General features: G+C 68.9%; 20 protein-coding genes. 12 read left to right on the top strand and 8 right to left on the bottom strand.

Annotated features, from left to right (window positions below):
- Nucleotides 1-404: 404 nt before the first annotated feature.
- From ACGFNV_RS44430 to ACGFNV_RS44395, 8 genes are all read left to right on the top strand, one after another.
- Complete coding sequence (locus ACGFNV_RS44430) at nucleotides 405-980, top strand: hypothetical protein (protein WP_393631119.1); 576 nt, start codon at nucleotides 405-407, stop codon at nucleotides 978-980.
- On the top strand, nucleotides 977-3,049 hold the full coding sequence (locus ACGFNV_RS44425) for a DEAD/DEAH box helicase family protein (protein WP_393631117.1): 2,073 nt from the start codon (nucleotides 977-979) through the stop codon (nucleotides 3,047-3,049). Before ACGFNV_RS44430 ends, ACGFNV_RS44425 begins: the two co-directional genes overlap by 4 nt.
- Complete coding sequence (locus ACGFNV_RS44420) at nucleotides 3,039-5,771, top strand: TerD family protein (RefSeq protein WP_393631115.1); 2,733 nt, start codon at nucleotides 3,039-3,041, stop codon at nucleotides 5,769-5,771. Before ACGFNV_RS44425 ends, ACGFNV_RS44420 begins: the two co-directional genes overlap by 11 nt.
- Before the next feature lie 80 nt (nucleotides 5,772-5,851).
- A complete protein-coding gene (locus ACGFNV_RS44415; RefSeq protein WP_393631113.1) occupies nucleotides 5,852-6,448 on the top strand; it encodes a Pycsar system effector family protein in 597 nt (198 codons plus the stop codon).
- Nucleotides 6,449-6,508: 60 nt separating this feature from the next.
- Nucleotides 6,509-7,147 (top strand): Crp/Fnr family transcriptional regulator, encoded by a 639-nt coding sequence (locus ACGFNV_RS44410; RefSeq protein ID WP_393631111.1) that lies wholly within the window; start codon nucleotides 6,509-6,511, stop codon nucleotides 7,145-7,147.
- Between the two features lie 102 nt (nucleotides 7,148-7,249).
- Nucleotides 7,250-8,047: a hypothetical protein gene (locus ACGFNV_RS44405; RefSeq protein ID WP_393631110.1), complete on the top strand. Its 798-nt coding sequence runs from the start codon at nucleotides 7,250-7,252 to the stop codon at nucleotides 8,045-8,047.
- Nucleotides 8,048-8,309: 262 nt separating this feature from the next.
- On the top strand, nucleotides 8,310-10,367 hold the full coding sequence (locus ACGFNV_RS44400) for a hypothetical protein (protein ID WP_393631108.1): 2,058 nt from the start codon (nucleotides 8,310-8,312) through the stop codon (nucleotides 10,365-10,367).
- Entirely contained in the window at nucleotides 10,364-11,023 is a 660-nt protein-coding gene (locus tag ACGFNV_RS44395) for a hypothetical protein (protein ID WP_393631106.1), read from the top strand. Before ACGFNV_RS44400 ends, ACGFNV_RS44395 begins: the two co-directional genes overlap by 4 nt.
- Before the next feature lie 434 nt (nucleotides 11,024-11,457).
- Here ACGFNV_RS44395 and ACGFNV_RS44390 read toward each other — a convergent pair whose 3' ends face one another.
- Nucleotides 11,458-13,695, bottom strand: coding sequence for a hypothetical protein (locus tag ACGFNV_RS44390; protein WP_393631105.1), 2,238 nt, complete (start codon nucleotides 13,693-13,695; stop codon nucleotides 11,458-11,460).
- A 312-nt stretch (nucleotides 13,696-14,007) separates the two neighbouring features.
- On the opposite strand from ACGFNV_RS44390, the gene ACGFNV_RS44385 reads away from it, so the two are divergent.
- Complete coding sequence (locus tag ACGFNV_RS44385) at nucleotides 14,008-14,283, top strand: iron-containing alcohol dehydrogenase (RefSeq protein ID WP_393631104.1); 276 nt, start codon at nucleotides 14,008-14,010, stop codon at nucleotides 14,281-14,283.
- Between the two features lie 6 nt (nucleotides 14,284-14,289).
- Here ACGFNV_RS44385 and ACGFNV_RS44380 read toward each other — a convergent pair whose 3' ends face one another.
- Complete coding sequence (locus ACGFNV_RS44380) at nucleotides 14,290-15,195, bottom strand: LysR family transcriptional regulator (protein ID WP_393631103.1); 906 nt, start codon at nucleotides 15,193-15,195, stop codon at nucleotides 14,290-14,292.
- A 228-nt stretch (nucleotides 15,196-15,423) separates the two neighbouring features.
- Between ACGFNV_RS44380 and ACGFNV_RS44375 the strand changes: the two genes are divergently transcribed.
- Genes ACGFNV_RS44375 through ACGFNV_RS44365 form a run of 3 tightly spaced genes read left to right on the top strand, consistent with a single transcriptional unit; the run spans nucleotide 15,424 to nucleotide 18,790 of the window.
- On the top strand, nucleotides 15,424-16,665 hold the full coding sequence (locus tag ACGFNV_RS44375) for an acyl-CoA dehydrogenase family protein (RefSeq protein WP_393631101.1): 1,242 nt from the start codon (nucleotides 15,424-15,426) through the stop codon (nucleotides 16,663-16,665).
- A complete protein-coding gene (locus tag ACGFNV_RS44370) occupies nucleotides 16,662-17,234 on the top strand; it encodes a flavin reductase family protein (RefSeq protein WP_393631099.1) in 573 nt (190 codons plus the stop codon). Before ACGFNV_RS44375 ends, ACGFNV_RS44370 begins: the two co-directional genes overlap by 4 nt.
- 26 nt (nucleotides 17,235-17,260) lie before the next feature.
- Nucleotides 17,261-18,790 (top strand): long-chain fatty acid--CoA ligase, encoded by a 1,530-nt coding sequence (locus ACGFNV_RS44365; RefSeq protein WP_393631097.1) that lies wholly within the window; start codon nucleotides 17,261-17,263, stop codon nucleotides 18,788-18,790.
- Between the two features lie 488 nt (nucleotides 18,791-19,278).
- On the opposite strand, the gene ACGFNV_RS44360 is transcribed toward ACGFNV_RS44365, so the two are convergent.
- The 6 genes from ACGFNV_RS44360 to ACGFNV_RS44335 form a co-directional block, all read right to left on the bottom strand.
- Nucleotides 19,279-19,494, bottom strand: a complete 216-nt coding sequence (locus ACGFNV_RS44360) for a hypothetical protein (protein WP_393631096.1) — start codon at nucleotides 19,492-19,494, stop codon at nucleotides 19,279-19,281.
- 267 nt (nucleotides 19,495-19,761) lie between these two features.
- Nucleotides 19,762-19,953 (bottom strand): hypothetical protein, encoded by a 192-nt coding sequence (locus tag ACGFNV_RS44355; RefSeq protein WP_393631094.1) that lies wholly within the window; start codon nucleotides 19,951-19,953, stop codon nucleotides 19,762-19,764.
- 69 nt (nucleotides 19,954-20,022) lie between these two features.
- Nucleotides 20,023-20,367 (bottom strand): DoxX family protein, encoded by a 345-nt coding sequence (locus tag ACGFNV_RS44350; RefSeq protein WP_030250875.1) that lies wholly within the window; start codon nucleotides 20,365-20,367, stop codon nucleotides 20,023-20,025.
- Nucleotides 20,364-22,331 (bottom strand): acetoacetate--CoA ligase, encoded by a 1,968-nt coding sequence (locus tag ACGFNV_RS44345; protein WP_393631093.1) that lies wholly within the window; start codon nucleotides 22,329-22,331, stop codon nucleotides 20,364-20,366. Before ACGFNV_RS44345 ends, ACGFNV_RS44350 begins: the two co-directional genes overlap by 4 nt.
- Nucleotides 22,328-23,908: a bifunctional 3-(3-hydroxy-phenyl)propionate/3-hydroxycinnamic acid hydroxylase gene (locus ACGFNV_RS44340; RefSeq protein WP_393631091.1), complete on the bottom strand. Its 1,581-nt coding sequence runs from the start codon at nucleotides 23,906-23,908 to the stop codon at nucleotides 22,328-22,330. The genes ACGFNV_RS44345 and ACGFNV_RS44340 overlap by 4 nt, the downstream gene beginning before the upstream one ends.
- A 19-nt stretch (nucleotides 23,909-23,927) precedes the next feature.
- On the bottom strand, nucleotides 23,928-24,866 hold the full coding sequence (locus ACGFNV_RS44335) for a fumarylacetoacetate hydrolase family protein (RefSeq protein ID WP_393631090.1): 939 nt from the start codon (nucleotides 24,864-24,866) through the stop codon (nucleotides 23,928-23,930).
- Between the last annotated feature and the right edge of the window lie 24 nt (nucleotides 24,867-24,890).

Below are 24,890 nucleotides of genomic sequence, written 5' to 3'. Positions count from 1 at the left end.
CAACTCGTCCGCTCCCGGTTTGAGATGCAGCAGCTCGCGCCGTACTGAACGGCCGTCGTGTTCGCGGTGCGTGACGGACGAATCAGCAGGCGCTTTCCGATAGTGCCTGCACACCACACCCGGTTGAGGGATCTTGGTCCCTTGCGTTGCGAACGTCCGTACCGCACGGTGTAGCCACTCACACACGGCCGTCGCCCAGTCAGCGTGCTGTTCTGGAGAATCCTGCGCTCGACTGAGGGCTTCGCGAGAGGATGCGCCTGGGTCGGTGGGCAGTACACAGTGGGCCACCGGGGCACATAGTTCTCAGACCGGCCGAACCACAGCGTCTCTGTGCGGGTTGGATGACGGTGGACGCTGTTGGAGTGGGATGAGCCGGGGGGGACATGGCAACGTGGTTTGAGCGTATGGCAGCGATTCCTGGTGTGCGGTTCACCGGAAGCCCTGGTGTCGTCCGCGAAGCGCTCGCAGCGGCCCGCGTCCGTCCGAAGGTGTCGTACGGCTCGCTGATGTGGCCGTCTGCTGAGGGCAGTACGTCGGCGACGCCGGCCAGCCGACATGTGCGGGCGGACGTGAGCGGGGCGGGCCTGGTTACCCGCGTCTGGGAGGCGCTGGAGCTTCCCGGTGAAGCGATGGACTACCACTTCGTCCTCCAAGGGGCGGTAGACCGCCTGTGGAGCGGCAGGCGCTCCTACCCTGACGGGCTTGAACTGCTCGAGGTGTTCGCGCTACTGGACTTGGAGTTGATGGAGGCTGCCCCGCAGGCGGTCTCCTTCGACACCGGCTCCGTCCCGACATCCTTCGTGCACGTGACGTCTGTGCCCCGGCTGGTGATGCTGCTGGAACGTGAAGGCGCCTTCACCGACGCCCTCGCACTGGCGCGACGGCTGGCCCGTTTCGACCAGGGTGAGGAGGCGGTGGGCCGGCTCTCGGAGAAGATCGGCGCGCTGGCGGCCGAGGCGACGGTTGGCGGGAGGGCATGAGCGCCGGGCTGGAACAGCTGATCCCCTCGGCGTCCTACCTGGAAGAGGCCTTCCTGCGCTGGGTGCTCACTCCGGCCGCGCAACGCGCCATCGTGGCCCATGTGCGCAGCCAGCATCCGGTGACGGTTAACGAGCGCACCTACCGGCTGGACTATCTGATCGCGGGAGAGTCACTGCACCTGGCTGTGGAGTTGGACGGGTTCACCTTCCACAGTGACCATGCCGCCTTCACCTACGACCGGCTGCGACAGAACGACCTGGCGGCCACGGGGCTGACGGTGCTGCGGTTTTCCTACGACGCCGTGCGCCTGGACACCGCACGCTGCGTCGCCCAGTTGCAGGCGATGCTTCGCCAGGATGCCCTGCTCTCGCCACTGGTCACCGCCGCGCCGCGCATCGAGGTGCCGGAGATGGTGGGCGATCCCCTGCGGGCGGCCGATCCCCCTCGGGGCACCCGGTCACCAGCCGATGACGCCTACTTCGCCGGTGCGCGCGCTCAGGTGGCCCGGAAGCCGCTGCGGGCCTGCCAGGACGAGGCCCTGGCCGCGCTGGCCAACTACTACGCCTCCGGCGGCCACCATGCGGCCACGGTGATGGCGGTCGGGGCCGGCAAGACCGCACTGGGAGTGGCGGCCGCGTTGTCGTTCACCAGGCGGCGGGCGCTGGTGGTGACTCCCGGTTCGGTCATCCGCGGCACCTTCGCCAAGGCCCTCGATCCCGGAATGCCGGGCAACGTCCTGTACGGGCTGGCGGGCGGCCCCCTGCTGCCGGGTGCGCGGCCGCCGGCCACCCTGGTCCTGGACGCGGACGACGAGCAGATCAGCCGGGTGAGCCGGCAGCGGCTGCTGGCCGCGGACGTGCTGGTAACGAACTTTCACGCACTGGGCACCGGCGACAAGGAAGGCGACCTGCTGGCCAAGCTGGAACCGGAGGATGTCGACTTCATTGTCGTCGACGAAGCACACATCGCGGCCAGCGACTCCTACCAGCGGCTGTTCGCTCACTTCCGGGACGCGCGCACGCTGTTGATGTCGGCGTGCTTCCAGCGCCTGGACGGCAAGCCGATCGACGCCGACGTGGTCTACCGCTACCGGCTGGTGGACTCCATCGCAGACGGCTCGGCGAAGAACCTGCGCGTGCACCAGTTCGCCCCGGATGCGGCAGCGACGGTGTACGAGGCGGTGTGGCCCGACGGGCGGCGCGAGCAGATCGTGGGCCGCCATGCCCTGCTGGCCGCGCTCGGGGACGAGCGGAAGATGGCCCGCATCACCGCGCAGTCCGATGCCTCGATCCGGCGGGTGATGATGGTGACGCGGGCATGTCTGGATGCGCAGGCCAAGCTGCTGGCCCCGGTCAAGCCCCGGGCGCTGTTTGCGGCAATGGGTGAGGCCCACGCCCGCCAGATCGCCCGCATCGCCGAAGAGCACGGCATTCCGTGCGCCACGCTGCACCACAGCATGTCGGCTTCAGCGATCAAGGCCACCCGGCGGCGTTTCGAGTCGGACGCGGGTGATCTGCAGGGCATCGTGCAGCTGCGGATGCTCGGCCAGGGCTACGACTTCCCGCCCATCACCGTGGTCGTGCCCGTGCGTCCCTACGGCAGCTTCGGCGAGTTCTACCAGTTCGTCGGGCGTGGTGTGCGGGTGCTGCGGCATCCCGGTCTGGCAGCCGATCAGCAGTACCTGGATGTGGTTTGCCATGCCGAACTCGGCCTCGAGGACCATCTGGAGGCCATGTGCGATGACAACGACATGGATCCCGCGCTGCTGCTCGACGTACCTCCGATCGATGTCGACTCGCTGGAGGCCGGGGTCGCGGACGCCAACGGTGCTGAAGAAGGGGCATCTGACGGTGCGTTCCCCGGCGGGGTCGACGCGTTCGTGCTGTACGAGCAGGGGCGCGTCGAGCAGCGGGTGGTGCATGCCCTGGACCGGGTGGAGGCGCGGAGGGCGGAGCGGGAGATACAGCTGATGGCCCAGCGCTACGCCGTCTACGCGCAGAACACCGCGTCTCCGATGCCCTTTGAGCAGTTCGTCGAGTACATGCGGAGGCTGACCGGTGGCCACTGACCCATCGCGCTGGTGGCAGCCTGCCCTCGACGCACGCCCTGAGGATCGACTTGCCCTGGAGGCGGCTGCCGGTCGGCAGCAGCGGTTCGCTCAGCTCGACGCCCTCGCGGCCCGGCTGCTGGCCGCGGCACTAGCCGGCCGGCGGGTGGCCTCGGTGGTCAGGGGTACAGGGCTCGAGGCCGCAGACAGCGTCAAGGTGTTGAGACTCACCGCCCGGCAGAAGTCGTGGTGTGCTGAGGCGTTCGGCGTTCAGGAGCAGCAGCGGCGCGGTGCCTGGTACCTGCCGCAGAAGATGTCGCTGAAAGCCGGGGCGGTGAACCTGCCGCACTTGGTGCGTGAACGGCCCGCTCACGCCATGACGTTGGCCGCGGACGACTCGGCCGGCATCAGCCTGGTGGACGGCTCGGCCGACGCGGTGTTGCTGTGGTCGGTACTGGTGCCGTTGTTCGAGACACTGACCGAGCCGATCCGGGTGCGGGCTGCGGGCCCGGCAAAGACCATCGACGACCAGCGACGGCTGTGGTCCGGCATCGAGGAACGCTACCGCCTGCTCGGTGTTGCCGACGAGGCGCTGGAAGCCTTCCGCTTCGGCGGCGGCTGGCACCAGTTGGACCGGCCCGGGCAGCAGCGCGCCCGCCTGCGTCTCCTGGACGCGCTTGCCGCCGTCGATCCGCTGCAACTGGTCACGCGTCATCGCAGCCTGTGCATGCAGGCCTTGATGGCTGGCTTCGCGAAGAAGGCCGCCAAGGCCGGGACCGCCCTGGCGCGCCGGGTCCTGACGCGCCCTCTGCAGCCGGTCGTCTCCGGCTACTTCGCCGGCGACTGGCTGGCCGTACTGGACTATCTTCAGGCGCCGCCGCACCCGGACGAGGAGGTCATCACGGCGCTGCCCGAGTCCCGCCTGTATGTGGGGATGTCCGCCCAGGCGGCTGGCATGGCGGCCGAGGCGGGCATCCCGGAGGAAGAAATCCATGCGATGCTCGCGGCCTTCCTCGGCGGCCCGACCTCCCTCTCCCCCGTCGAGGAACGCGTGGCGGTCCTGCGTGAGTGGTGGACGGCCTTCGACCAGGCGCACGCCGTCCAGCGCCCCGGCATGCGGTCGCTGTGGGGACTCGTCGATGAGGGCATCATGGGCTTCGGGCCGGACGAGCACGTCTTCACCCAGCAGCTGTACCGGCAGGTGCTGCCCGCCTCCGTCAATGAGCAGGTGGACCGGCTGTGGCAGTCGGTGACCTTGCAGCGGCACGCCAGGAGCATCGTCAGCAACCCACACCCCCACCAGCTGATGGCCGAAACCCTCGGCCCGACCCTGGAGTTCTGGCACGGGGTCGCGCTCACCGCCTGGTTCGTTTGCGAAGGCCCCTACTCCCGCGCCCCTCTGTCCGGTGTCGCCGACTACTACAGCCGTCCCCTCAGCGCGCTGCGAGATGCCGGCTGCCCCGTCCCGACGGGCCTGTTCGAGGAACTGCGCACTGCTGAACGGAATTTGGGGCCGGAGGAGTCGATCGTCAGGGACCAAAGGGAGCTCCCGGTGGACACGGCCGTCGGCTCGTTCGGCCTGACCATGAGCTACAGCAGCGGCAGCCGTCGGGAAGGCTTCGAGCGGGTCCGCGACATCGTCACCCGCCATCGCCGTGCCTGGGCCGATCAGTATCTCGGCACCTACCTTGAGCAGCGCTGGCGCACCGCGCTGGAAGACGTCGCCCGCGCCCATCACCGGCACGTGGCCGCGAAGGGCCGGCCGCCCACACTGATTCAGTTCGCCCAGTTCGCCACCGCCGCGGCCAACCAGTGGACCGGCGGCGACCTCGGCGGCCTGTACACCGCGATCGGAGAGCCCGCGCCCGCACAGCAGGAGCACCCGGCCCGTCTCCTGCCGGGCGACAGCTATGACTTCGCCCGCCGGGTCTACACCGCGCTCGGCGGCGTCGCCGTCGACGACGAACTGCGCATGAACCAGCCCGAAGAAGCCCAACGGCAATGGCAACTCAACAGCCTGGCCATCGAAAGTCTGCGCTACGTGCAGCTCCACGAAGCCCTCGGACAGGCCCCCACGTTCAAACAGTTCGGCTCCAGACGGCTGGCCCTGGTCTGGCCCGGAAGAGAACCTGAAGGCTGGTCTGTCTTCCAGCGCACCCTCGCCACTCTCACCGACACCAGTCCACCCGCAAGTGCACCGGCCGCAGGGACGGCGGTGGCCGACCCAGGCTTGCTGGAAAGCACCAAGCACGTGCTGTCCAAAGGGGCCAACGCCCCTCTGCGCCCCGAATCCGTAGCGGTGCGCCTCATCACCACCGGTGTCCCAGTCGATGTCTCTGCCGTCCTCCTCAGCAGTAACGGCAAGGTGCGCAGCGACCACGACCTGGTCTTCTACAACTATCCGCACCACGAGGGAGTCCGCACCAGCAGCGACACGGTCACCGCGGATCTACCCCGCGTTCCTGATGACGTCCACGCCGTAGCCGTCATCGCCAGCATCGATGTCGAAGCACAGCCCACGGCCGTCTTCGGCCAACACACCACATGGCGTGCGGAGACCACCCAGCCCTCGGGCACCGCTCTGTCCTTCGAGCCAGCAGCGTTCACTTTGGGCGAGACCGTCTCCATCGTCGTGGAGATCTATCGGCACGCAGCGGGCTGGAAAGTACGCGGTGTCGGTCAGGGCTACGACACGGGGCTCGCCGGCCTGGCCGCTGATTACGGCATCAACGTCGAACCCTGACAGCGACGTCAGTGCCCGCCGTGCCCTCTGCTGCAGCGCTCGCTCTTGCGTGACCTACAACGCCCGCACGGGGCCCGCTGGTGGGCACCGCCCTGCAGGAAAGCAGGGCACAGTCGAAGCATCAATGCGGTGGTTGGCTTCGCCTGGAGATGCAGGGGGTGCTCATGGGGCGCACGGCCGGTGACGTGGTGAGGGCAGATGGGCAGCAGGTGTTGCGGTTACGGGCCATGGCTGCCGACATGGTCGTCGAGCTGCAGCGAGCGGACGCTAAGGCCACGGCTGTGTGCGGGGCGGCGGCGGGACTTCTGACAGCTGGCGTGGCGATGTTGTGCGGTGTGGATGCCCCTCCGCCCCTTGAGGTGATGCTGCTGTCGACGTCGTTGTTGTTGACGGCGGCGGTCGGCGCGGCCTTGTGGGCTTTGCGCCCGGCGCTTCCTGCGGCCGGTGCGCCTGGCGAATTGCTGGGGTTGCGGCGGGGAGCTGACGCCGGGTTGCTGGTGGCCTCATTTGCCGAGATGAGCAGTGCGCGCCAACAGCACCTGGCCGAGAAGCGTTTGTCGGTGATGGCTGTTCTGGCGCGGCGGAAATTCCGGGCGGTCCGTCTGGCGGTCGATCTGGTAGTGGTTGCCCTGGCGATGGCTGGAATTGGGCTGTTGATCACCTACGCACCACATTGAGACCATCCGATTGTGAGGGGCGCCACACCCGGGGGGACTATGTATCAGCCGCATATCACGATGATCGGTGAGCAGTTGTGGTCTCAGTTGCGTGATCTCGCACCGCGGAGGTCACGGCCGGCGCGCAGTGTGCTGTTACGGCAGGGCGATCCCGGGACTCATGTGATTCTGCTGGATTCCGGTTCCACGCTCGTGACGCTGACGGGCCAGAGCGGGGAACGGACGCTGCTGGCCGTGCGGGGAGCCGGTGAACTGCTGGGTGAGCTGGCGGTGCTGGATTCCCAGCCCCGCTCGGCGTCGGTCATTGCGGCGGAGACGTGCTTGGTGCACATCGTTCCGGCTGCGGACTTCCTCGCCTTCGTGGACAAGTACGACTTGCTGGCGCCGTTGCTGCGGCATGCCATCGCCCGCGTGCGTGAGGCGGAATCGGTGCGGCTCGAGCTGGCCACGGCGTCAGTTCCTGCCCGGCTGGCCTCGGCCCTGACCCGCCTGGCGGACCTCTCCTCAGCAACGGCACGCGTTCTGTCGGTCCGTCTCACGCAAACCGAGCTTTCCCAGATGATCGGGGCCTCCCGCAACGCTGTCGGCGCCGCTCTCAGGCCGTGGCGCGAGCACGGCTGGCTGGACACGACTCCCGGCGGGGGGCTTGTCGTGCGCGACATCGCGGCCATCCGACGGCACGTCCGGGCCGAAACGTGACGCACGGCATCACCGTGGTGCCCATTCCTGGGCACCACCCGCAGAAGGCCTAAATCAGCATGGCACCTGTTGTGACCGCCATGACTGAAAGGCCCGGCTTCTATGGACGCTTCTGTCCTTCCAGACAGTCTCGATGTACCGCCGGAGCATGCGCTCCTGGTCGTCGACATGAGGAACTACAGCCAGCTCCCCGAAGCGAAGATGGCTCCGATCCGTGCCGACCTGGATGACGTCATCCTCAACACGGTCTTCCCGCAGAGCGAGCTCGACGACCCTCGGTCGCGGGAGGGCGCTTACCGGGACACCGGCGACGGCGCCATCTGCGTGGTGCCGGCGCGTGACACCGCACGGCTGGTGGACCCGCTGCTCGGCCACCTGAACGCGGCTCTTTCTCGCTACGACCAGTCACGGCTGCGCGGCGGATCTGCGATCTGCGTCCGCGTCAGCGTCCACGTCGGTCCGCTTTCTTTGCCTGACCACCGGGGCGACGCCATCAACGAGGCCTGCCGGCTGGTGGACAGCCAGGCCGTGCGGCAGGCCATGACCGCCGCGACGAAGCACGGGGCCTACGTCGCGGCCGTCGTGTCATCACCGGTGTACGACCGCACCGTGCTCGCCGGGCGCACAGCGCACCTGCAGCAGACGCACTTCCTGACGGCTGTCGCGCGTGTTGAGGGCAAGGGTTTCGAGCGGCCCTGCCACCTCCATGTCCCGGGGATGGCGGCCCAGACGCTGCAGGACTACATCACCGAAGTGCCCGCGGCCGCCGACGCAGTGACAGCCGATCCGCCGTCTGCCCCGGCAGGCGGCGGGACCACGATGCATTTCCTCGGGTCCATGAAAGACACCAACGTCATCGGCAGCGTCGGCACCTACTACCACAACAGTCCTGGGCGCTGACCCTTTCACCCGGCGTTCGCAGCTCCCTCCCCATCAACAGACGAGGAAGTGCATGTCAGAACAGGATTTCGGGCCGTCAGGGACCGAGCATTCAGCCACCCCCACCCCCCAGCCCGGTGAGCCGGAACCGAACGGATCCGGCAGCTGGCGGCCGTGGCGACGGCAAGCACCCGACCGGCCGGACGGCTCTTCCCCGAGCAGTGTGTTGCCGCAGGGCTCCGCGCCGGAAGGCCCGCACGCGGACGCAGGCCCGGCCGATGGCATGCCGGAGGTACTCCTCACCAACGGCACCAGCACGCATCTGCACGGCAAGGTTGACGTGGTCGCCGGCAGCATCCACAAGTTCGTCAGGCAAACGCGCAAGCTGGACCTGCTGGAGGGTGTGCGGATCGATCGTGGAGAGGTTCTGAGCAGGCCCTTCGTCTGCGAGGGGCAGTGGGCCGAAGCCTGGCAACAGGCACTTGCCCCGCAGGCGCCGCGGCCGCGGGAGCGTGTGGTGATTGTGGTGGCACCCCGTTCCTTCGGCGCCACGACCTTCGCGTTGCGGCTGCTGGCCGAGCACACCGACAGTACGACCACGCTGTTCAAGCTGGACGGGGACTGGAATGCACCGAGCCAGGGGCGACTGCCGTTAGAGGAAGAGCACGCCTACCAGCTGGATCTGAAGGATCCCGAAAGAGACCGGCCGTCGGCGGATTTCCTCAACGCCCTCAGCACGTTCGCCAGCCACCTCGAGGATGCTCGTTCCTACCTCGTGCTGACGGTCGCCCAGGAGCTGTGGGACGACCGGCTCACCACACGCAGAGGTGTGCAGGTCGTGTACGTCAGCGAGCCTCCAGATGCCCTGCGGGTGGTGGAAACCCGTCTCACCGCGGCCGGGCATGCGCCGCTCGTTGCCGAACTTCGCTCCTTCCCGAAGGCCGTGGCCTCCCTGCGGGGGTTGCACGCGATGGCAGCCGTGCGTGCCGCGAACACCATCGTCATGACGTGGCAGGAGCACCGGCGCCTGCAGGACACCCGTACCTCAGCGGCCCTCCCCCGGTCTGCGCCGGCTGACGCCGATCTCAGCCTGGAAGACCGCATCACAGCAGCTCTGTCGGACTGGAGGGATCATCTCGACGGTCTCTTCGGCGAGGTGGCCACCACTCACGACAAGGCCAACGGCTCCCTCACACTGGACGACCGCTGCCTGCTGCTGGCCCTGGCGGTGCGCCAGTCGGCTCCCCTGCCGACTGTGGCCAGCACCGCACGCGCCCTGCACCAAGCCCTCGCCTCGAAAGACACAGGCACCAGATCGAGCCTCTTGCCCGCTCAGAGTTCCTTCGCCGGCCGCGGACTGCGCCGCCGTATCCAGGATATCGGTGCGGCTGTCGGCTCCCAGGACACCGTGCTCTTCGACCGGCCCGCCTACGGCCGGGCCATCCTCGAGTACGTCTGGGACAACTACGAGGCCATGCGCGAGGTAATGCTTGCCTGGCTCGTGCAGAGCGCCACCGACGACAGCGCAGCCGATCTCCCGGTTGCCGCCCTGTCCGCCCTGGTCCTACGCCACGGCACGACCGCCCACCTCACCACCCTGGGTGCCATCGCCCGCGAATCCCACCCCGATCTGCTCAGCGCTGTCCTGGACGTGGCCGTCCACGACGAACACGTCGGACGCCTGGCTTGGGACGTTCTGTACCGCTGGGCCGAGCAGAAGCCCTATGCACCCACCGTCATCTCCACCTGCCGCCGCGTCCTGCACGACGACGCCGCCAACGCCTCAACGGCGAAGAGGGCCATGGTGCGACTGCGGCGTATCGCCCACACCACCAGCGAGCCGGACCTGCGCCGTGACGTTCTCAAGGCCTTCGAGGAACTGGCCGGCCGGCCCACGGGCACCGCCCGGCTGGTGGCCGAAGTACGCGACTGGCAGGAGTCCCAGGCATCCGCGAAGAGCGGGAGCCTGGCCTTTCTGGCCCTGATGCCGGTCCAGGACGACGGCATGCCCTGGCTCATGTCCGACCGCGCGCAGGGCATCGACGTCCAGCGGGCCTTGCAGGACCTTCTCAGTAGTCCGGACACGACGGCCGAGGTCATCCCGTACCTCACCGGATGGATCCGTACGTGCGCGCCCGACCCCGCCTCCTACGGCCGCTTGCGCGACCAGCTCTTGCCCGCGCTGCGCGGTCACAACATGTTCCACGCCGGCATGGAGCTGATGAAGGCTCTGGCCGACGTCACCACGCCCCAGGGCGTCAACGCCGGCGAGGACTTCTACCAGCACCTGGTCGACCACCGTCTGCAGCCGGTGTTCTCTCTGCCGAAGGACCCAGCATGAGGTGGCCCTGGCAGCGGGCGGAACGCACCACCGCCTGCCCGCTGCCACGGCTGCTGGACAGCGCGACCCCCGGCATCCCGTTCGAAGCGGTCTACACGCTGCGCTGGCGTCCCGCACTGCGCCTGCGCCCCAACCTCGACGATCTCGTACGCGCCGACATCCATCAGAAGGCAGCCGCGACGGCGGCACGGTGGGACGCCGCTGACCTGCCCACTGCCCAGGACGCCCTGAACGCCGCTTTGGGCGCTTGGCACGAGGGCAGCCGCCACTACCGGATCCTGGCAGCCCAGGTTGTGTTGCGTCTGTCCCGGGAGTCCCGGGAACGTCTCGCGCAGCGTGCAGCGGACACCGAACGTGTCCGGCGCCTGCAGTTCCTCAAAACACACCTTTACGACCACCCCGGCCTCGTCGTGCTCGACCGTCTCGAACGCCATCCCGGACGCCTCCCGGACGAGGAGACCGCCGCGCTGCAACGCCTGGCCCGCACGATCAAGGGCTGTGACCAGTGGTGGTATCCGCTGCTGGAGCAGTGGGAACAGCTCGGCGACGGCTTCAGCGATGCCGACAAGCAGCAGCGGGCGATGCTCGCCCTGCTCAACTCCGTCGCCGCACTCAACGACGGCACCCCACCCACCGCGCAGGCGCAGGCCAACTGACGTCCACCACACGGCCCTTGGCACGTGGCGAATAAGGACTCTCACCGTGAAGCTTGTCCTTTGGAGAGCCGTGCTCTCCCCCCTGACCAGCCTGCAGGCCCTCCTCCTGCAACGGCGAAGCAAGACACCGCTGTCCTACGACACTGCCTGGCGGCAGGCCCGCATGCTGCACGCACCCGACGAAATGGTCTACCGGCTCCACGGACACCACGCCGCCCCCGTCCTGTCCGACACTCCTGCCCCAGCCCGCCCGTCCCCTCCTGACCCGACGGCGCGGCCAGAGGGCGGACCGCGCTGAGTACGCGCTCAGATCCGCCGCCCTCCGGCTAGCCTTCACGCTGCTTCCGCAAGGAGCTCGAGCCACGCAGGCGGCGGGTGAAATTGACGGACACCCCGGGGTTGGCGACAACGTGAGGACTACACCGTCCCAGGTGTCACAGCAGCTGTACATGCTCCAGGCTGGCCCGCAGTGCCGGCGAGGCGTCTTCGACGACGTGTCCGTGCTCCAGGCTCTTGAGGATGACCTTGCCCTTGGGAGCCCGGTCCACGTGGAACGTGGACCACAGCCGACACGTAGGACAGTCCCGGCCGACCAGGAACGGGCGAAGGAGGTGCAGCTCGTGGTCGCTGTCGCGCAGGTAGAGGCTGCCGGCCTCGAGGTCATTGCGGGTCACCGTCATGGTGCGGGTCGGCACGACCGGATGATCGCCTGTCAGCTCACGGTATTCGAGTGCGGCAGTCCGGGTGAGTGCATCCCAGCGGAGGGTCGTGAGGTGCAGGAGAGGCCAGTCCGCGAGAAACCTCGCTGCCTCCAACAGGCAAATCAGGTCGGCAAGGGCCTCTGAGGTAGCCCGCGGCAGGTCCACGGGGTCGATCCGCCGCAGGTGTGCCTGGTCGTTGCGGCGGTCGCTGAGCCGTTGGCGAGACTGGGCGGTCTCCTTGTTGTCGAGCAGAGACCGCAAGTCGTGAAGCGGGTGTCCTGGTGGCAGAGCACGCAGTTTGCGGCTGGTGGCGACCTCTTGCAGGACGAAGGCCCAATCACCGAACCCGGGACCACCACGTCCAGCGGACAGCTTGTCCTTGATGGCGGTAGCCGATCCAAGCTCGATGTCTGAAGACCAGGCAAGTGCCAGTGCCAGCTGGGCCGTGTAGCACAACAGAATCTCGGTCGTGTCCAGCACGGCCGCGTAAGCGCCCTGCGATGGTCCGGCGCTTGTCTGGGCCTCGGTCTCACGCCAGCGGGAGGCGACAGGGTAGGGGAATCGGGTGCGCACCGTGTGGCCCAGGTCGTCCAGCAACGATGCGGCCTCGACACGCAGCCGCAGGCCTCGGCCCGATGCGATGATCCGCGACCGCGCCGCAGCCGCAGTCCTGTCCAAGAACACCGAGGCCAACAGGGAGTCTGCTTCCCCCTCCCACTCCACAAGGCGCGTCCTCGCAGCGGTGACGTCGTCCAGCGCCTTGGCAAGTGCTTCGTCAGGTTGCGGAACCGGCAGGGCTCGAAGCCGGCTGCCTCCCAGATGCGCGCCCGTCTGAAGTCCGATGAACTTGCGGGCCAGCGGCATGCCCAGGAACAACACGGCAAAGCGGCGCTGCTGCGCGTCCAGACCGGGGCGAGGCCTCAGCGGAATGGCCATGTGAGTCGCGGCCGCCGGGAGGTCCTGAGGGGTCAGTTCCGCAACGACGAACCCGCCAGGATCCGTTGGGTGTTGGACTGAACGCACCAAGAGGTCACCGGGGGCCAGCAGATGCGACTCGGGAACATGCCCCCACAGTGTCTCCTCCGTGGCGGGTGCAATCGTCCCGTCACGTCCGACATCGCGGCCTCCCAGCAGCCGTACCGCACCGGGGTCTTCTGCCGAACACGTCCAGTTCTTCGCGTCGGCAAGATGGAGCGTAGGCAGCTGGTGATAGAGGTCGCCAAGCGAACTCACGCCACCAAAGCCGGCAAGGTCGGAACGGCGGTCTTCGATGTCCGGGTCATGAAGATCGAACGCCAATGATGCTCCGGGATCGGGGCGCCTGCGCGCCACGTAGCCGTGGCGCGTTCGGCCCCCGCCCCGGGCGAGTAGCCCATGGAAGTCCTTCTCTACGGCGGCTTTGTCGTCCCGCGCGGAGAAGCGGAAGATCTTCAACGGCTGCTGGTCAGCCGTGCGGGCGGCCAGGAAGACCGCAGCCGTTTCAAGGCTGGAATGGAAGCCCTCCATGGCGCCGTGACCGTAGACCACGAGAAGTGTGTCCCAGTGCTCGGCAAGGGCCACTCGCAGGTCCACGGCCCACGGAGCCTCGGACACCCACATCTGCGAGGGCACCAGAACCGCGAGCAGACTGTCGGAAGAGGCTGGGCGGCATGACCGCAGGACTGCGTCTTCCCACTGCGAGGGCGCCTTACCCACCGAGCGCTTCGCCGATGAGATCCGCCCCCAGGGCGGCATCAACAGGACGGACCCAGAGGCCAGCAGCTCAGTCGCACGTGCCGACAAGGTCTCCCACGTCGGCTCATGCTGAACCGGCCACTGCTCAGGTGCCTCGAAGAGAGGTTTCTCCCCGGGGCGACAGATGGTCAACACAGTAGGCGCCAAAGCGCCCAGAGACATGAACGCCTGCATCAGCAGCCGCTCGTACAGCGGCGTCAATACTGCAACACGCCCCTCCGCGTGCTCCTCGGCCAACGCTCCCCCTCTGCCTCCCGATGAGCAACTACGCCGAACCCTACGTGACCAGTGCGGCTCCACGCTCGCCCTCCAGGAACGAGCCTGACCTGCACCGGAGCCACTCATCCCCATAAGGATTCTCAACGACGTCAAGGAATCTCAGATGAATCGAGGTCCCGCAGCTCAAGCCCTTCAAAACTTCAGGCCACAGACGCACGCACCCTCAAACGTGCTGGCCATCAACTCGCAAGCAAAGTCAAGATCAATCTCATACACGGGCAGGTACTCAAGTCGACGGAGCGGCAGACAATCTCAGGCACCTGAGGCGAGGTGAGAACCCACAACGCTCCGGCGGTCCCCGAGGCACTGGCGGCGCTGCGCCGGGCGCTCGATGTCCCGGATCCGGTACGGGAGTTGCACGAGCTGGGCGAGCGTCTGGGCATCCCGCGATCGCTCGCCGACCTGGGCCTGACCGCCGCCGACGTGGACCGTGCCGTCGATGTCGCTCTGGCGGCGCCGTACGCGAATCCCCGCCCGGCCTGCGCCGACGATCTGCGCGCCGTCCTGCACGCGGCCCGGGCGGGCGAGCCGCCGTACGGCGGCTGACCGCTGCTACCGGGCGAGTTCGGCGTACGGAACGCCGCTCGCACGTCGGGCCACCCGGCGTGCGAGCTCGGCGAAGGCCGGGGCGGCGGGCGAGTGGCCCGTCTCCGGATAGGCGACCGCGGCCACCGCGCCGAGGGGCTCTTTCGGAGCGACGGCCTCCACTCCCGGGTGTGGCGGGAACATCCGGGCGCCCGACAAGGGCATCAGTCCCACCATGTGCTGGTAGGCGATCTTCGAGGCCATGTCCAGGACCGAGCGGGCGTGGGAGCCGACTGTCGGGGCGTCGTGGTCCCCGTGGCGTCCCCCCACCCACCAGTCGTCGCCCGGGTGGGGGGTGACCCAGGGCTGGTCGTAGACCTCGGCCATGTCCACCGCGGCGGCCGAGGCCAGCGGATGCCCCTTCCACAGCGCGAGGGAGACGGGCTCGGTGAAGATCGGTACGCGTGTCAGGCCCGGCATGTCGACGCTCAGACACATCAGCGCCACGTCGCACTCGCCGGCCAGCAGCGGGGCGTGCCCCTGGTGGAAGTCCGCTTCGTGCACCCGGATCGTGGCTCTGGGATACCGCTCGCGGAACGCCTCGATGACCGGATGCGTCAGCTCCGCAAGAGCCACCCCGTAGAGCGCGACCCGCACCTCGTCCCGTCGCCTGGCCCTGATGGTGTCTGCGGCGGCGGCGAGCCGGTCGGCATCGGCCAGCACCTCGCCCGCCCGTTCGAGCAGTTCCGCACCGTCGGCGGTGAGCGCCACATGCCGTTTGTCGCGGTCGAACAGCTGGACGCCCAGCTCACGCTCGAGGGCGGCGATCGAGCGCGTCAGCGCGGGCTGGGTGAGGTGCAGACGCTCGGCGGCGACCCGGTAATTCAAGGTCTCGGCGAGCGCCGAGAAATGGCGCAGGCTCCGGAGTTCCACTCCGCCCTCCAGAAAGGCGAGGTCCACGGCGTTGTGGTCCGCGCCAGGTTACAGCGCGCTTCCCCGCACGTCACCAGGCAGAAATGTGCGGCATTCCCGCCACCCCCTCCGACCTGCTGTGATGCACGGCACTCATCAAGCCCACAGATACCGGCATTGGACCGTCCTTCGCCGCGCTGCCGACACTCCCTTCAGGCCGACCCAGAACAGCAGCGGATGGGGTGCGAATTGTCCGAGACAACCGAGACAGCCGAGAAAATCATCGAGATTCCGCAGCCGGAGCCGGACCTGACACCGGAGGAACTGGTGCGCCGGGCCGCCGGCATGAGGACCTGGCTACGTGATCATCAGGACGAGACCGAACAGCGAACCGGTATCTCCGAGGACACGCACAAGGCGTTCCTGGAGGCGGGTTTCTACCGGTCCCTCCAGCCACGCCGCTTCGGCGGCTACGAGTTCGACCTGCGGACCTACTCCCGGATGGTCACCGAGGTGGCCCGCGGCTGCCCGTCCAGCGGCTGGAACCTGTGTCTGGCCGCCTCCCACAGCCTGGTGGTGGCCGGCCGCTTCCCCGAGAGCACCCAGCGCGAGGTGTTCGGGCCGGACGGTGACTTCCGGGCCCCGCTGCCGATCGCCCCGAGCGCCACCGCGACGAGGACTCCCGACGGGTACCTGGTCAACGGCCGCTGGGACTACTCCTCCGGAGTCAACGTCTCCACGCACTTCCTGGGTGGCGTGCTCATCATCGACGAAGAGGGCGGCATGCCCACGCCGGGCATGGTGCTCGTGCCCTCCGGCTGGCGGATGCTCGACAACTGGGGGGAGATCCTGGGCTTTCGCGGCAGCGGCTCCAACAGCGTCGTGGCCGAGGACGTCCTCGTACCGTACGAGTACGTGTCCAGGACCCACCTCCTGGCGAACGACGCCACCGACGGGCCGGGGGTGGAACTGCACGGCAACCCGATGTACGCGGGCCGGCTGATGTCGTTCTTCAACATCCAGCTGTGTTCGATCGTGGCGGGCACCGCCTGGGCCGCGGTCGACGAGTACCGGCGGATCATCACCACCAAGAACAGCCCGATGCCGCCCTTCAAGCCGCGCAGCCACGATCCGGAACACCAGCGCAACCTCGGCCTGGCCACGGCCCTGGCCGACAGCGCGCAGCGGATCGTCCTGTCGGTCACCGACGACTACACCGCCTACGCGGCCCGGGGCCTGGCAGGGGGCGCGCCCTTCTCCGAACTGGACGACCAGGCCCTCTCCCTCACGGCCCGGCAGTCCGGGCAACTCGCCTGCCAGGCCGTCGAGATGCTGGCCTCGGCCAGTGGCTCCAGCGCGCTGGCGAACGGCGAGCGCATGCAGCGGTATCTGCGCGACGTCGCCACGTACAAGACGCACATCAACGCCCAGCACAGCTGGTGGGCCACGGGATACGCCCGCTCTCTGCTCGGCGTGGAGAACCCGGCGTGAACCGGGCGACCTCCGCCGCGACGACGCCCGGCGGCGGCCCGGCGGACGACCCCGGCCGGTTCCGGCACGTGCTCGGCCACTACCCGACAGGTGTCACGGTGGTCACCGCGAAGGAACCCGACGGCACCCCGGCCGGCATGGTGATCGGCTCGTTCACCTCGGTGTCCCTCGACCCCCCGCTCGTCGCATTCTTCCCCGGCCGCTCCTCCACCACCTGGCCCAGGATCATGGCCGGCGGCGCCTTCTGCGTGAACGTGCTGGCCGCCGGCCAGGAGGGCCTCTGCCGGGACGTCAGCGCCAAGGCCCCCGACGTCTTCGACCGCCACCCGTGGCGCGGCGCGCCCTCGGGCAGCCCCGTCCTGGCGGGCGTCGCCGCCTGGATCGACTGCGACATCGCCGACGTGTGGACCCTCGGCGACCACTACTTCGTCCTCGGCCGCGTACGGGAACTCGGGGTGGAGAAGACCGGCGTCTCGCCGCTGGTCTTCTCCCGGGGGCGGCTCGCCCCGTTGCCGCCCCGCCGGGACCACGACGACTCGGCCGACTACACATGGCCCGACTGGCTCTGAGAGATCCGAGAGAGGAGAGACGCACCATGCGCAATCAAGGGCTCGGCTCGTGGCCCGCGCGGCGCGCCCGCATGGCACCGGAGGCCACCGCCGTCGTGCACGACGGCGGATCCCTGTCCTACGGAGAGCTGGCCGCCCGCGTGACGCGGCTCGCTCACGCCCTGCGTGCCCTGGGGGTCGGCCACGGCGACCGGGTGGCCTACCTGGGCGCGAACCATCCGGCCCTGGCGGAGACCCTGTTCGCCGCGAACGCGCTGGGCGCCGTCTTCGTGCCGCTCAACACCCGCCTCGCGGCACCCGAGTTGGCTTTCATCCTGAGGGATGCGGGGGCGTCGGTACTGCTGTACGCCGCCGAACTCACCGATGTCGTGGACGCGTTGAGGGACGACGCGGAGGTGAAGCACTACGTCGAGGTGGGGAGCGCGTACGAGGAGCTGCTCGCGAACACACCCGACGCCCCCCTGGACGAAACGGTCGGCCTCGACGAGGTGTGCATGATCCAGTACACCTCCGGCACCAGCGGCCGTCCCAAGGGCGTCATGCTGACTCACACCAACATCGCCTGGAACTGCTTCAACATCCTGCTGGACGTGGACATCGTCTCCGACGAGGTCGCTCTGGTGGTGGCACCGATGTTCCACACCGCCGCCCTCAACACCGTCTTCCTGCCGGGCTTCCTCAAGGGAGGGACGTCGGTGCTGATGCACGGTTTCGACCCGGAACGGGTGCTCGACGTCATCGCCGAGCACCGGGTGACGAGGATGTTCGGCGTACCCGCGATGTACCAGGCCATGGCCCGGTCGTCGCGGTGGGCGACGGCCGACCTGTCGTCGATGCGGATCCTGCAGTGCGCGGCGGCACCCGTACCCAAGGACCTCATCCACACATACCAGGACCGGGGCCTGACCTTCCTCCAGGCGTACGGCCTGACCGAGACCGCTCCCGCCGCACTGGGCCTGCGCGCACAGGACAGCATCCGCAAGGCCGGCTCGGCCGGCACGCCCTGCTTCTTCACCGACGTACGCGTGGTGCGGCCCGACCTCACCGATGTCGCACCGGGCGAGGTCGGCGAGGTGATCATCGAGGGCCCCAACGTGATGAAGGGCTACTGGCAGTGGCCCGAAGCGACCAAGGACGCCTTCGTGGAAGGAAGTTGGTTCCGCTCCGGAGATGCGGCCACCGTCGACGAGGAGGGGTACGTCACGATCGTCGACCGGATCAAGGACATGTACATCTCCGGCGGGGAGAACGTCTATCCGGCCGAGGTCGAGCAACTCCTCTCCCAGCATCCCGCGGTAGCCGAATGCGCGGTGATCGGCGTACCTGACGAACGATGGGGCGAAGTGGGCAGAGCGCTGGTCGTGCCCCGCGCGGGCGCCGAGGTGTCGCCCGACGACATCATGAACTCCCTGTCCGGCCGACTCGCCAAGTACAAGCTCCCCAAATCGGTCGTCCTCATCGACGCCCTGCCCCGCAACGCCACCGGCAAGATCCTCAAGGCCCGCCTGCGCAGCCAGTACGGCTCAATGCCGGCGCGCGGCGCCGAGGAGGCATGAGGCCAGGGGACCCGAAAACGCCGGGTGGCGGCTGATCCACTTCGACCTCACGGTCGCGAAAGGGGTGCGGAGGCCGTTCGCCGACGCGCTTCCTGCCGCCGCGGGAATCTGGACAGTGCAAGCCCCAGCACGGGCGCTCTCGTCTTTCCCAGCACGAATCCAGCACGGTTTGAGATGAGCAGGGGTCTGCTACCCGATGGATCGTCGCTACTCGATGGCCGACCACCACCGCGCCGGCCTTGTCGTCGACGTGCTGAAAGCGAGCTGCGCGAGCGCTGGTTCACCCGGATGCTCGCACCGGACCACGTCGTTCACTCCTTCATCGGCAGCCTCGTTCAAACGTGTTCTCCCTGTAAATGGGCCGCACAGGACGCCTCATCCGAACGAGGGTTCTCTCGTGCCACCCGGAATTCCTGCGAAAGCGACGGGCATTGTGTCCGGGGCAGCACGCCCCAGGAAATTACGGGAGCACCGTATGCACAGGGGCCTCAACGAGCGGCAGCAGGCCGTGCTCGATCGGAGTCTTCTTGGGTCGGTGCGAGTTCGGCGATGACTTGCCGGGTGGTCGCCAGGTCCGTGAGTCGTGCTTCGATCTCGACCAAGGCGGCGGTCAAGTGCTTGATCTGGGCGTGTAGTTCACCGGCCCGGGCCGTGGCCTTCTCGTGCAGCGCCTGGAGGTCTGCCAGGAGCTCGATGACGTTCACGCAGCCAGCTCGAGAGTGTCGCGCCAGGCCGGACCTGGGGCGGTGAGGCAGCGGGTCATGTTCGAGATGGAGGCCCACTAGATCCGTGAGGCAGAGGTGCCGGGCCGGTGGTCGTATTCACGGGCCAGACGGCGGTACAACGCCGTTGACCTGCTCCACAATCCACCTTTTCGGTTGCGGGACGAAGCCTTTGCGCTGGTCATCGGGGTTGCGGCGGACGACCTCGACATCGATGTCCGACAACACGCCATGGATCAGGACTTCGTCCTAGAAGCCCTGATCCACCAGGGCCTTCTGCAGCCGCATCCCGCACCGCTCGACGACCTGGCCGAGCAGGGCGGTGCCGGCGGTGTTGTCGTGGGCCGAGGCGGCCTGCACCACGACGCCGATGACCAACCCCAGCGCGTCCAGGGCCGACCGGAGGGGGGAGGGGGAGGCCGATGTGCGATGGCAGCCCACGCGGAGCCGGGGAGGGGCGGCCGCCCCCTCACAGGGGGCCGCCGCCCGTGCCCGGCCGTCCAGAACGCGTTAGCCGGACGTCATCGCCGTTGCCGCGTATGTCAAGGAGATCAGGGCCATTACGGCGGCCGGGACGGCTCGGGGCGGCGGGTCGCCGTGGCGCAGGTGGACCACCGCCGCGGCGGCCATGAGCAGGGCGAGGCCTGTCGCGGCGGCCACGCCCAGCGGCGTCCAGGTCAGCCCCGTCAGCAGTCCGGCGACCCCGGCCACCTCCAGGGCGCCGACGACGCGGTAGAGCCGTACCGGCAAGCCGAGATGGGCCGCCGCCTGGCGCATGAACGGCGCCGAGGCCAGCTTCGCCAGCCCTAGCGGAAGGAAGATCAGAGACAGGGCGACAGCGAGCGCGGTGGTCATGAGGCGGACCTGCCCTTGCGGCGCTCGGCGCCCAGCCGGACGTAGTGGTCGATGAGTTCGGGGCTGTCCACAGTGGCCGGATTGACGACCTGCTCCACCGCGGCGCCCTGGAGCAGCCGCTTGATCGGGACCTCCAGCTTCTTGCCGGTGCGTGTGTGCGGGATGCCCGGCACTTCGAGGACTTCGTCGGGGACGTGGCGGGGTGAGGCGCCGGTGCGGACGGCGTCGCGGATCTTCTCGCGCAGGGTGTCGTCCAGGGTCACCCCGGCCGCCGGGACCACGAACAGGGGCATCCAGTAGCCGCCGTCGGGTTCCTCCGCGCCGATGACGAGGGCCTCGGTGATCTCGGGGAGGCGTTCGACGACATCGTGGATGTCGGCGCTGCCGAGCCGTACACCGTTGCGGTTGAGCGTCGAGTCGGAGCGGCCGTGGATAATCACCGAGCCGTGCCCCGTGACCGTGATCCAGTCGCCGTGCCGCCACACCCCGGGGTACGCCGAGAAGTAGGCGTCGCGGTAGCGCGTGCCCTCCGGGTCGTTCCAGAAGTACAGCGGCATCGAGGGCATGGGGCGGGTGACGACCAGCTCGCCGACCTGGTCGATGACGGGGAAGCCCTCGGCGTCGTACGCGGCCAGCGCCACACCCAGGTTCGGAGCCGACAGCTCTCCGGCCCAGACGGGGGTGTTGGCCGCGCTGCCCGCGAAGCCGGAGACGACGTCCGTGCCGCCGCTGATGGAAGCCAGCAGCAGGCGGTCACCGACGTGATCCCGGACCCAGGGATAGGCGGAGGCCGGCAGCGCGGAGCCGGTGCAGCCGACCACCCGGATCGCCGAGAGGTCGTGCGCGGAGGGGTCGATGCCGAACTTGGCCATGCCGAGCAGGTATTGGGGGCTGGTGCCGAACACGGTGACCCGGTGGCGGGCGGCCAGTTCCCAGAGGCGGTCGACCTTGGTGTAGGGGGCCGGGCTGCCGTCGTAGGTGCAGGTCGTGGCGCCGGTCAGGAGGGTGGAGGCGACCAGGTTCCACATCATCCAGTGGGTGGTGGTGTACCAGAGCAGGCGGTCGCCGGGGCCCAAGTCCGAATGCAGCGCCAGGGTTTTGAGGTGCTCCAGGAGCACGCCGCCGTGGCCGTGGACGATGCCCTTGGGCAGGCCGGTGGTGCCGGAGGAGAACACGACCCACAGCGGATGGTCGAACGGGACCGGTACGCAGTCGAGTCGCTCGGTGCGGGTCGAGGCGTCCTCCCAGGGGACGACCAGCGACGGGTAGGCCTGCGACGGCCACGGCAGGCCCACGTGGTCCACCAACAGGGTGGCCTTCAGGGTCGGCAGCGCGCCCGCGAGTTCGAGGGTTGCGTCGCGGCGGTCGTGGGTGGTGCCGTTGAAGAGGTAGCCGTCGGCGGCGATCAGCACGGTGGGTTCGAGCTGGGCGAAGCGGTCGGCGGCGGCCTTGGGAGCGTAGTCCTGCCCGCACACCGACCACACGGCGCCCAGGCTCGCGGCGGCGAGGAACGTGACGATGGCGTGCGGGGTGTTGGGCAGATAGCCGACGACCCGGTCGCCCTTGCCGACGCCGAGTTCGCGCAGGGTGGCGGCCACGGACGCCACCAGGGCACGCAACCGGGCGCCGGTCATCTCGTACCCGGAACCGGTCTCGTCGAGGGCGACGATCGCCACGGCCTCGTCGGCGAGATTGCGCAGGGCGTGGTGGGCGTAGTTGAGGGTGACGCCGGGAAACCAGCGGGCGCCGGGCATCCGGTCCTCCGCCAGGACACTCTCGTAGGGGGTGTCTGCGTCGATGTCGAAGTACTCCCACACCGCGCCCCAGAAGCCTTCCAGGTCGGTGATCGACCACCGGTGCAGGGCGGCGTAGTCGTCGGGGGCGATGCCCTGACGCCGGGCGAAGTCCGCGATGCGACTGACGGCCGCCGTCTGCGGGTCGGGTGTGAAGAAGGGCGTGCTCATCGCGTCGTACTCCTCAACAGGCTTTTCGGTGCCGTCCGTTCGGAAGGGACGGGGCTTCGGGTGGTGTGCAGCAGGGAGGCCCAGGCGGCGGTCGACGTGAAGTCGTGACTGCCCGAGGGGACGACGTCCATCACGACGCGGTCGGGCCGCAGCAGGACCGCGTCCGCGCGTCCGCCGCACAGCCAGGCTGCGAGGGTGCCGTCGTCGCCGAGGCCGGCCACGGAGAGCGCGCGTATACCGAGGCTATGGGCAAGCGCCGTCAGGGAGGGGCCGGGTTCGGTGGCGGTCAGCACGGTGAAGGAGTCGCCGAGCAGCTCGTCGAGACGGGTACGCCGTCCGTCGACGCTCACCCACGGTTGTGGAGAGTGTGTGCCCGCCAGGCGTCGGCGGACCCCGCGCCGCACGAGCGGTCCGGCGGTGAGGGGCGGGCTGAGGTCGCGGCCGGCCAGCTCGGTCAGGCCGGGCATGCGGCAGGCGGCGGCCAGCGCCCGGCGGCGGATCGCGGCGGCGCCGTCCTGGCCGCCGGTCATGGCCCAGCCCATGGCGACCGCGAGGCGGACCACATGACGGGCGTGCGGCCTGCGTTCGCTCTCGTAGGTTTCCAACAGCCGTTCGTCGCCGCCCTGCTGGAGGACGCGGGCGAGTTTCCAGGTGAGGTTGTAGGCGTCCCGCAGTCCCGAGCACAGGCCCTGTCCGATGAAGGGCGGGGTGAGGTGGGCGGCGTCGCCGAGCAGGAAGACCCGTCCGCTGCGCCAGCGGTCGGCGACGCGGGCCCGGAAGGTGTACTGCGTCTCGCGGACCACCTCGAAGTCCCCGTCGTACGAGGCCGGCAGCCACGGGGCGATCAGCTCGCGGACCGACTGCTGCCCGTCCCGGAGCCGGAACTCCCAGCGGTAGCGGGTCTCGTTCACCCGCATGAAGGTCCCCGGCCGGTCCGGGTCGCAGACCTGATCGACGCCCTCCCAACAACGGACGGGGCCCGTCGTCTCGGCGTCGATGACGGTCCACTTCTCCTCGAAGTGCAGGTCCTCCCAGACGCCGCCGATGGCTTCGCGGGTGAGGCTGTTGGCGCCGTCGCAGCCGAGGACCGCGTCGGCCCACAGCTCATGCTCGCGATCGTCGTCGCGGTAGGTGACGCGTACGGGGCCTGTGGTGTCCGGGCCGACGGCGGTGACCTCCACGCCGCCGCGCAGCTCGCACTCCGGGCGTTGAGCCAGGGCGTCGCGCAGCACGCGTTCCAGTTCGGGCTGGTCGAACATGCTGGACTGCGGATACCCGTGGTGCCCCTGCTGGGAGCGCCGGAACTCGGCCATCACCCGGTGCCGGGCATCCAGCAGCCGCAGTCCCTTCGTCGGGCGGGAGATCGCGGTGAACTCCTCGCCGACTCCGGCGGCCTGCAGGATCCGGTGGATCTCATCGTCATTGGCGACGGCGCGCGGGAGCGGGTAGACATACCGGTGGCGTTCGAGGACGACACTGCGGACTCCGCGCCGGGCCAGGAGGAGGGCGGCGGTCACGCCCACCGGCCCGGCGCCGACGATCACGACGGGCACACGTGCGGCTTCGTCGACGTTCATGTGCGGCTCACCTCGGGTGTTAGTTCGCGTCCGCGACCGGCGTGCGCTGCTCGCCGAGGTCGATGCGGCCGTCGGGGGTCGCGATCGTCGCCGTGATCACGTCGCCCGGGTTCAGGTAGTGCGGGTTCTTGGCCTGGCTCTTGAAGAAGGCCTTCCACTTCACCGCGGGAGGCAGCAGCGCGCCGATCTTCTCGACGGCCTTCGGCGGGGCCTTCAGGGCGGTGCCGCCGGGGGTGCCGGTGAGCAGCAGGTCACCGGCGTCCAGGGTCTGGAAGCGGGCCAGCAGGGTGAGTGCCTCGGCCGGACGGACGATCATGTCGGCCAGGGTGCGGTCCTGGCGGAGCTCGCCGTTGACGCTCAACTTCAGCCGCAGGTCCAGGAGATGGGCGAAGTCCTCCGGCTCCAGCAACGACAGGTACGGGCCGGTCGGCGTGAAGGTCGGGTACGACTTGCTCTCGTAGAACTGCGTCTTGGTCAGCTGCACCTCACGCGCGCTGACGTCGTTGGTGATCACCAGCCCGGCGACGTACGACGGCAGATCCCGCTCCTCGACGACGGTGCCGACGGGCAGGGACGCGCCCATGACGAGTCCGAGTTCGATCTCGTAGTCGAGGAACTTCACGTGGGAGGGGCGGACGACGGCCTCGCCGGGGCCGCTCACCGAGCCTGACGCCTTACGGAAGAAGGCCGGCGGGATGTCGCCCTTGAAACCCGAATCGCGGGCGTGGCTGCGGTAGTTGACCATCTGGGCGACCACCCGGCAGGGGGTGGTTGCCGGCGAGAGCGCGACCAGGTCGGCAACGGGTGTGCCCGCCTCAGCTGAGAGGGCCGCCTCTCGTACGGCGTCGCGGTCGGCGAGCAGTTCGGCGGTGGTGGCGGCCTTGGTGTCGACCGGGACGGCGCGTTCGCCGAGGACGACCCACCAGCCGTCAGCGGTGCGCAGGACATTGGTGCTCATGTCAGTGCCTTTGTGAGGGGGATT

The organism is Streptomyces sp. NPDC048751 (genome assembly GCF_043198595.1).
Lineage (GTDB): Bacteria > Actinomycetota > Actinomycetes > Streptomycetales > Streptomycetaceae > Streptomyces.
This window is presented reverse-complemented; position numbering and strand designations above follow the sequence as displayed.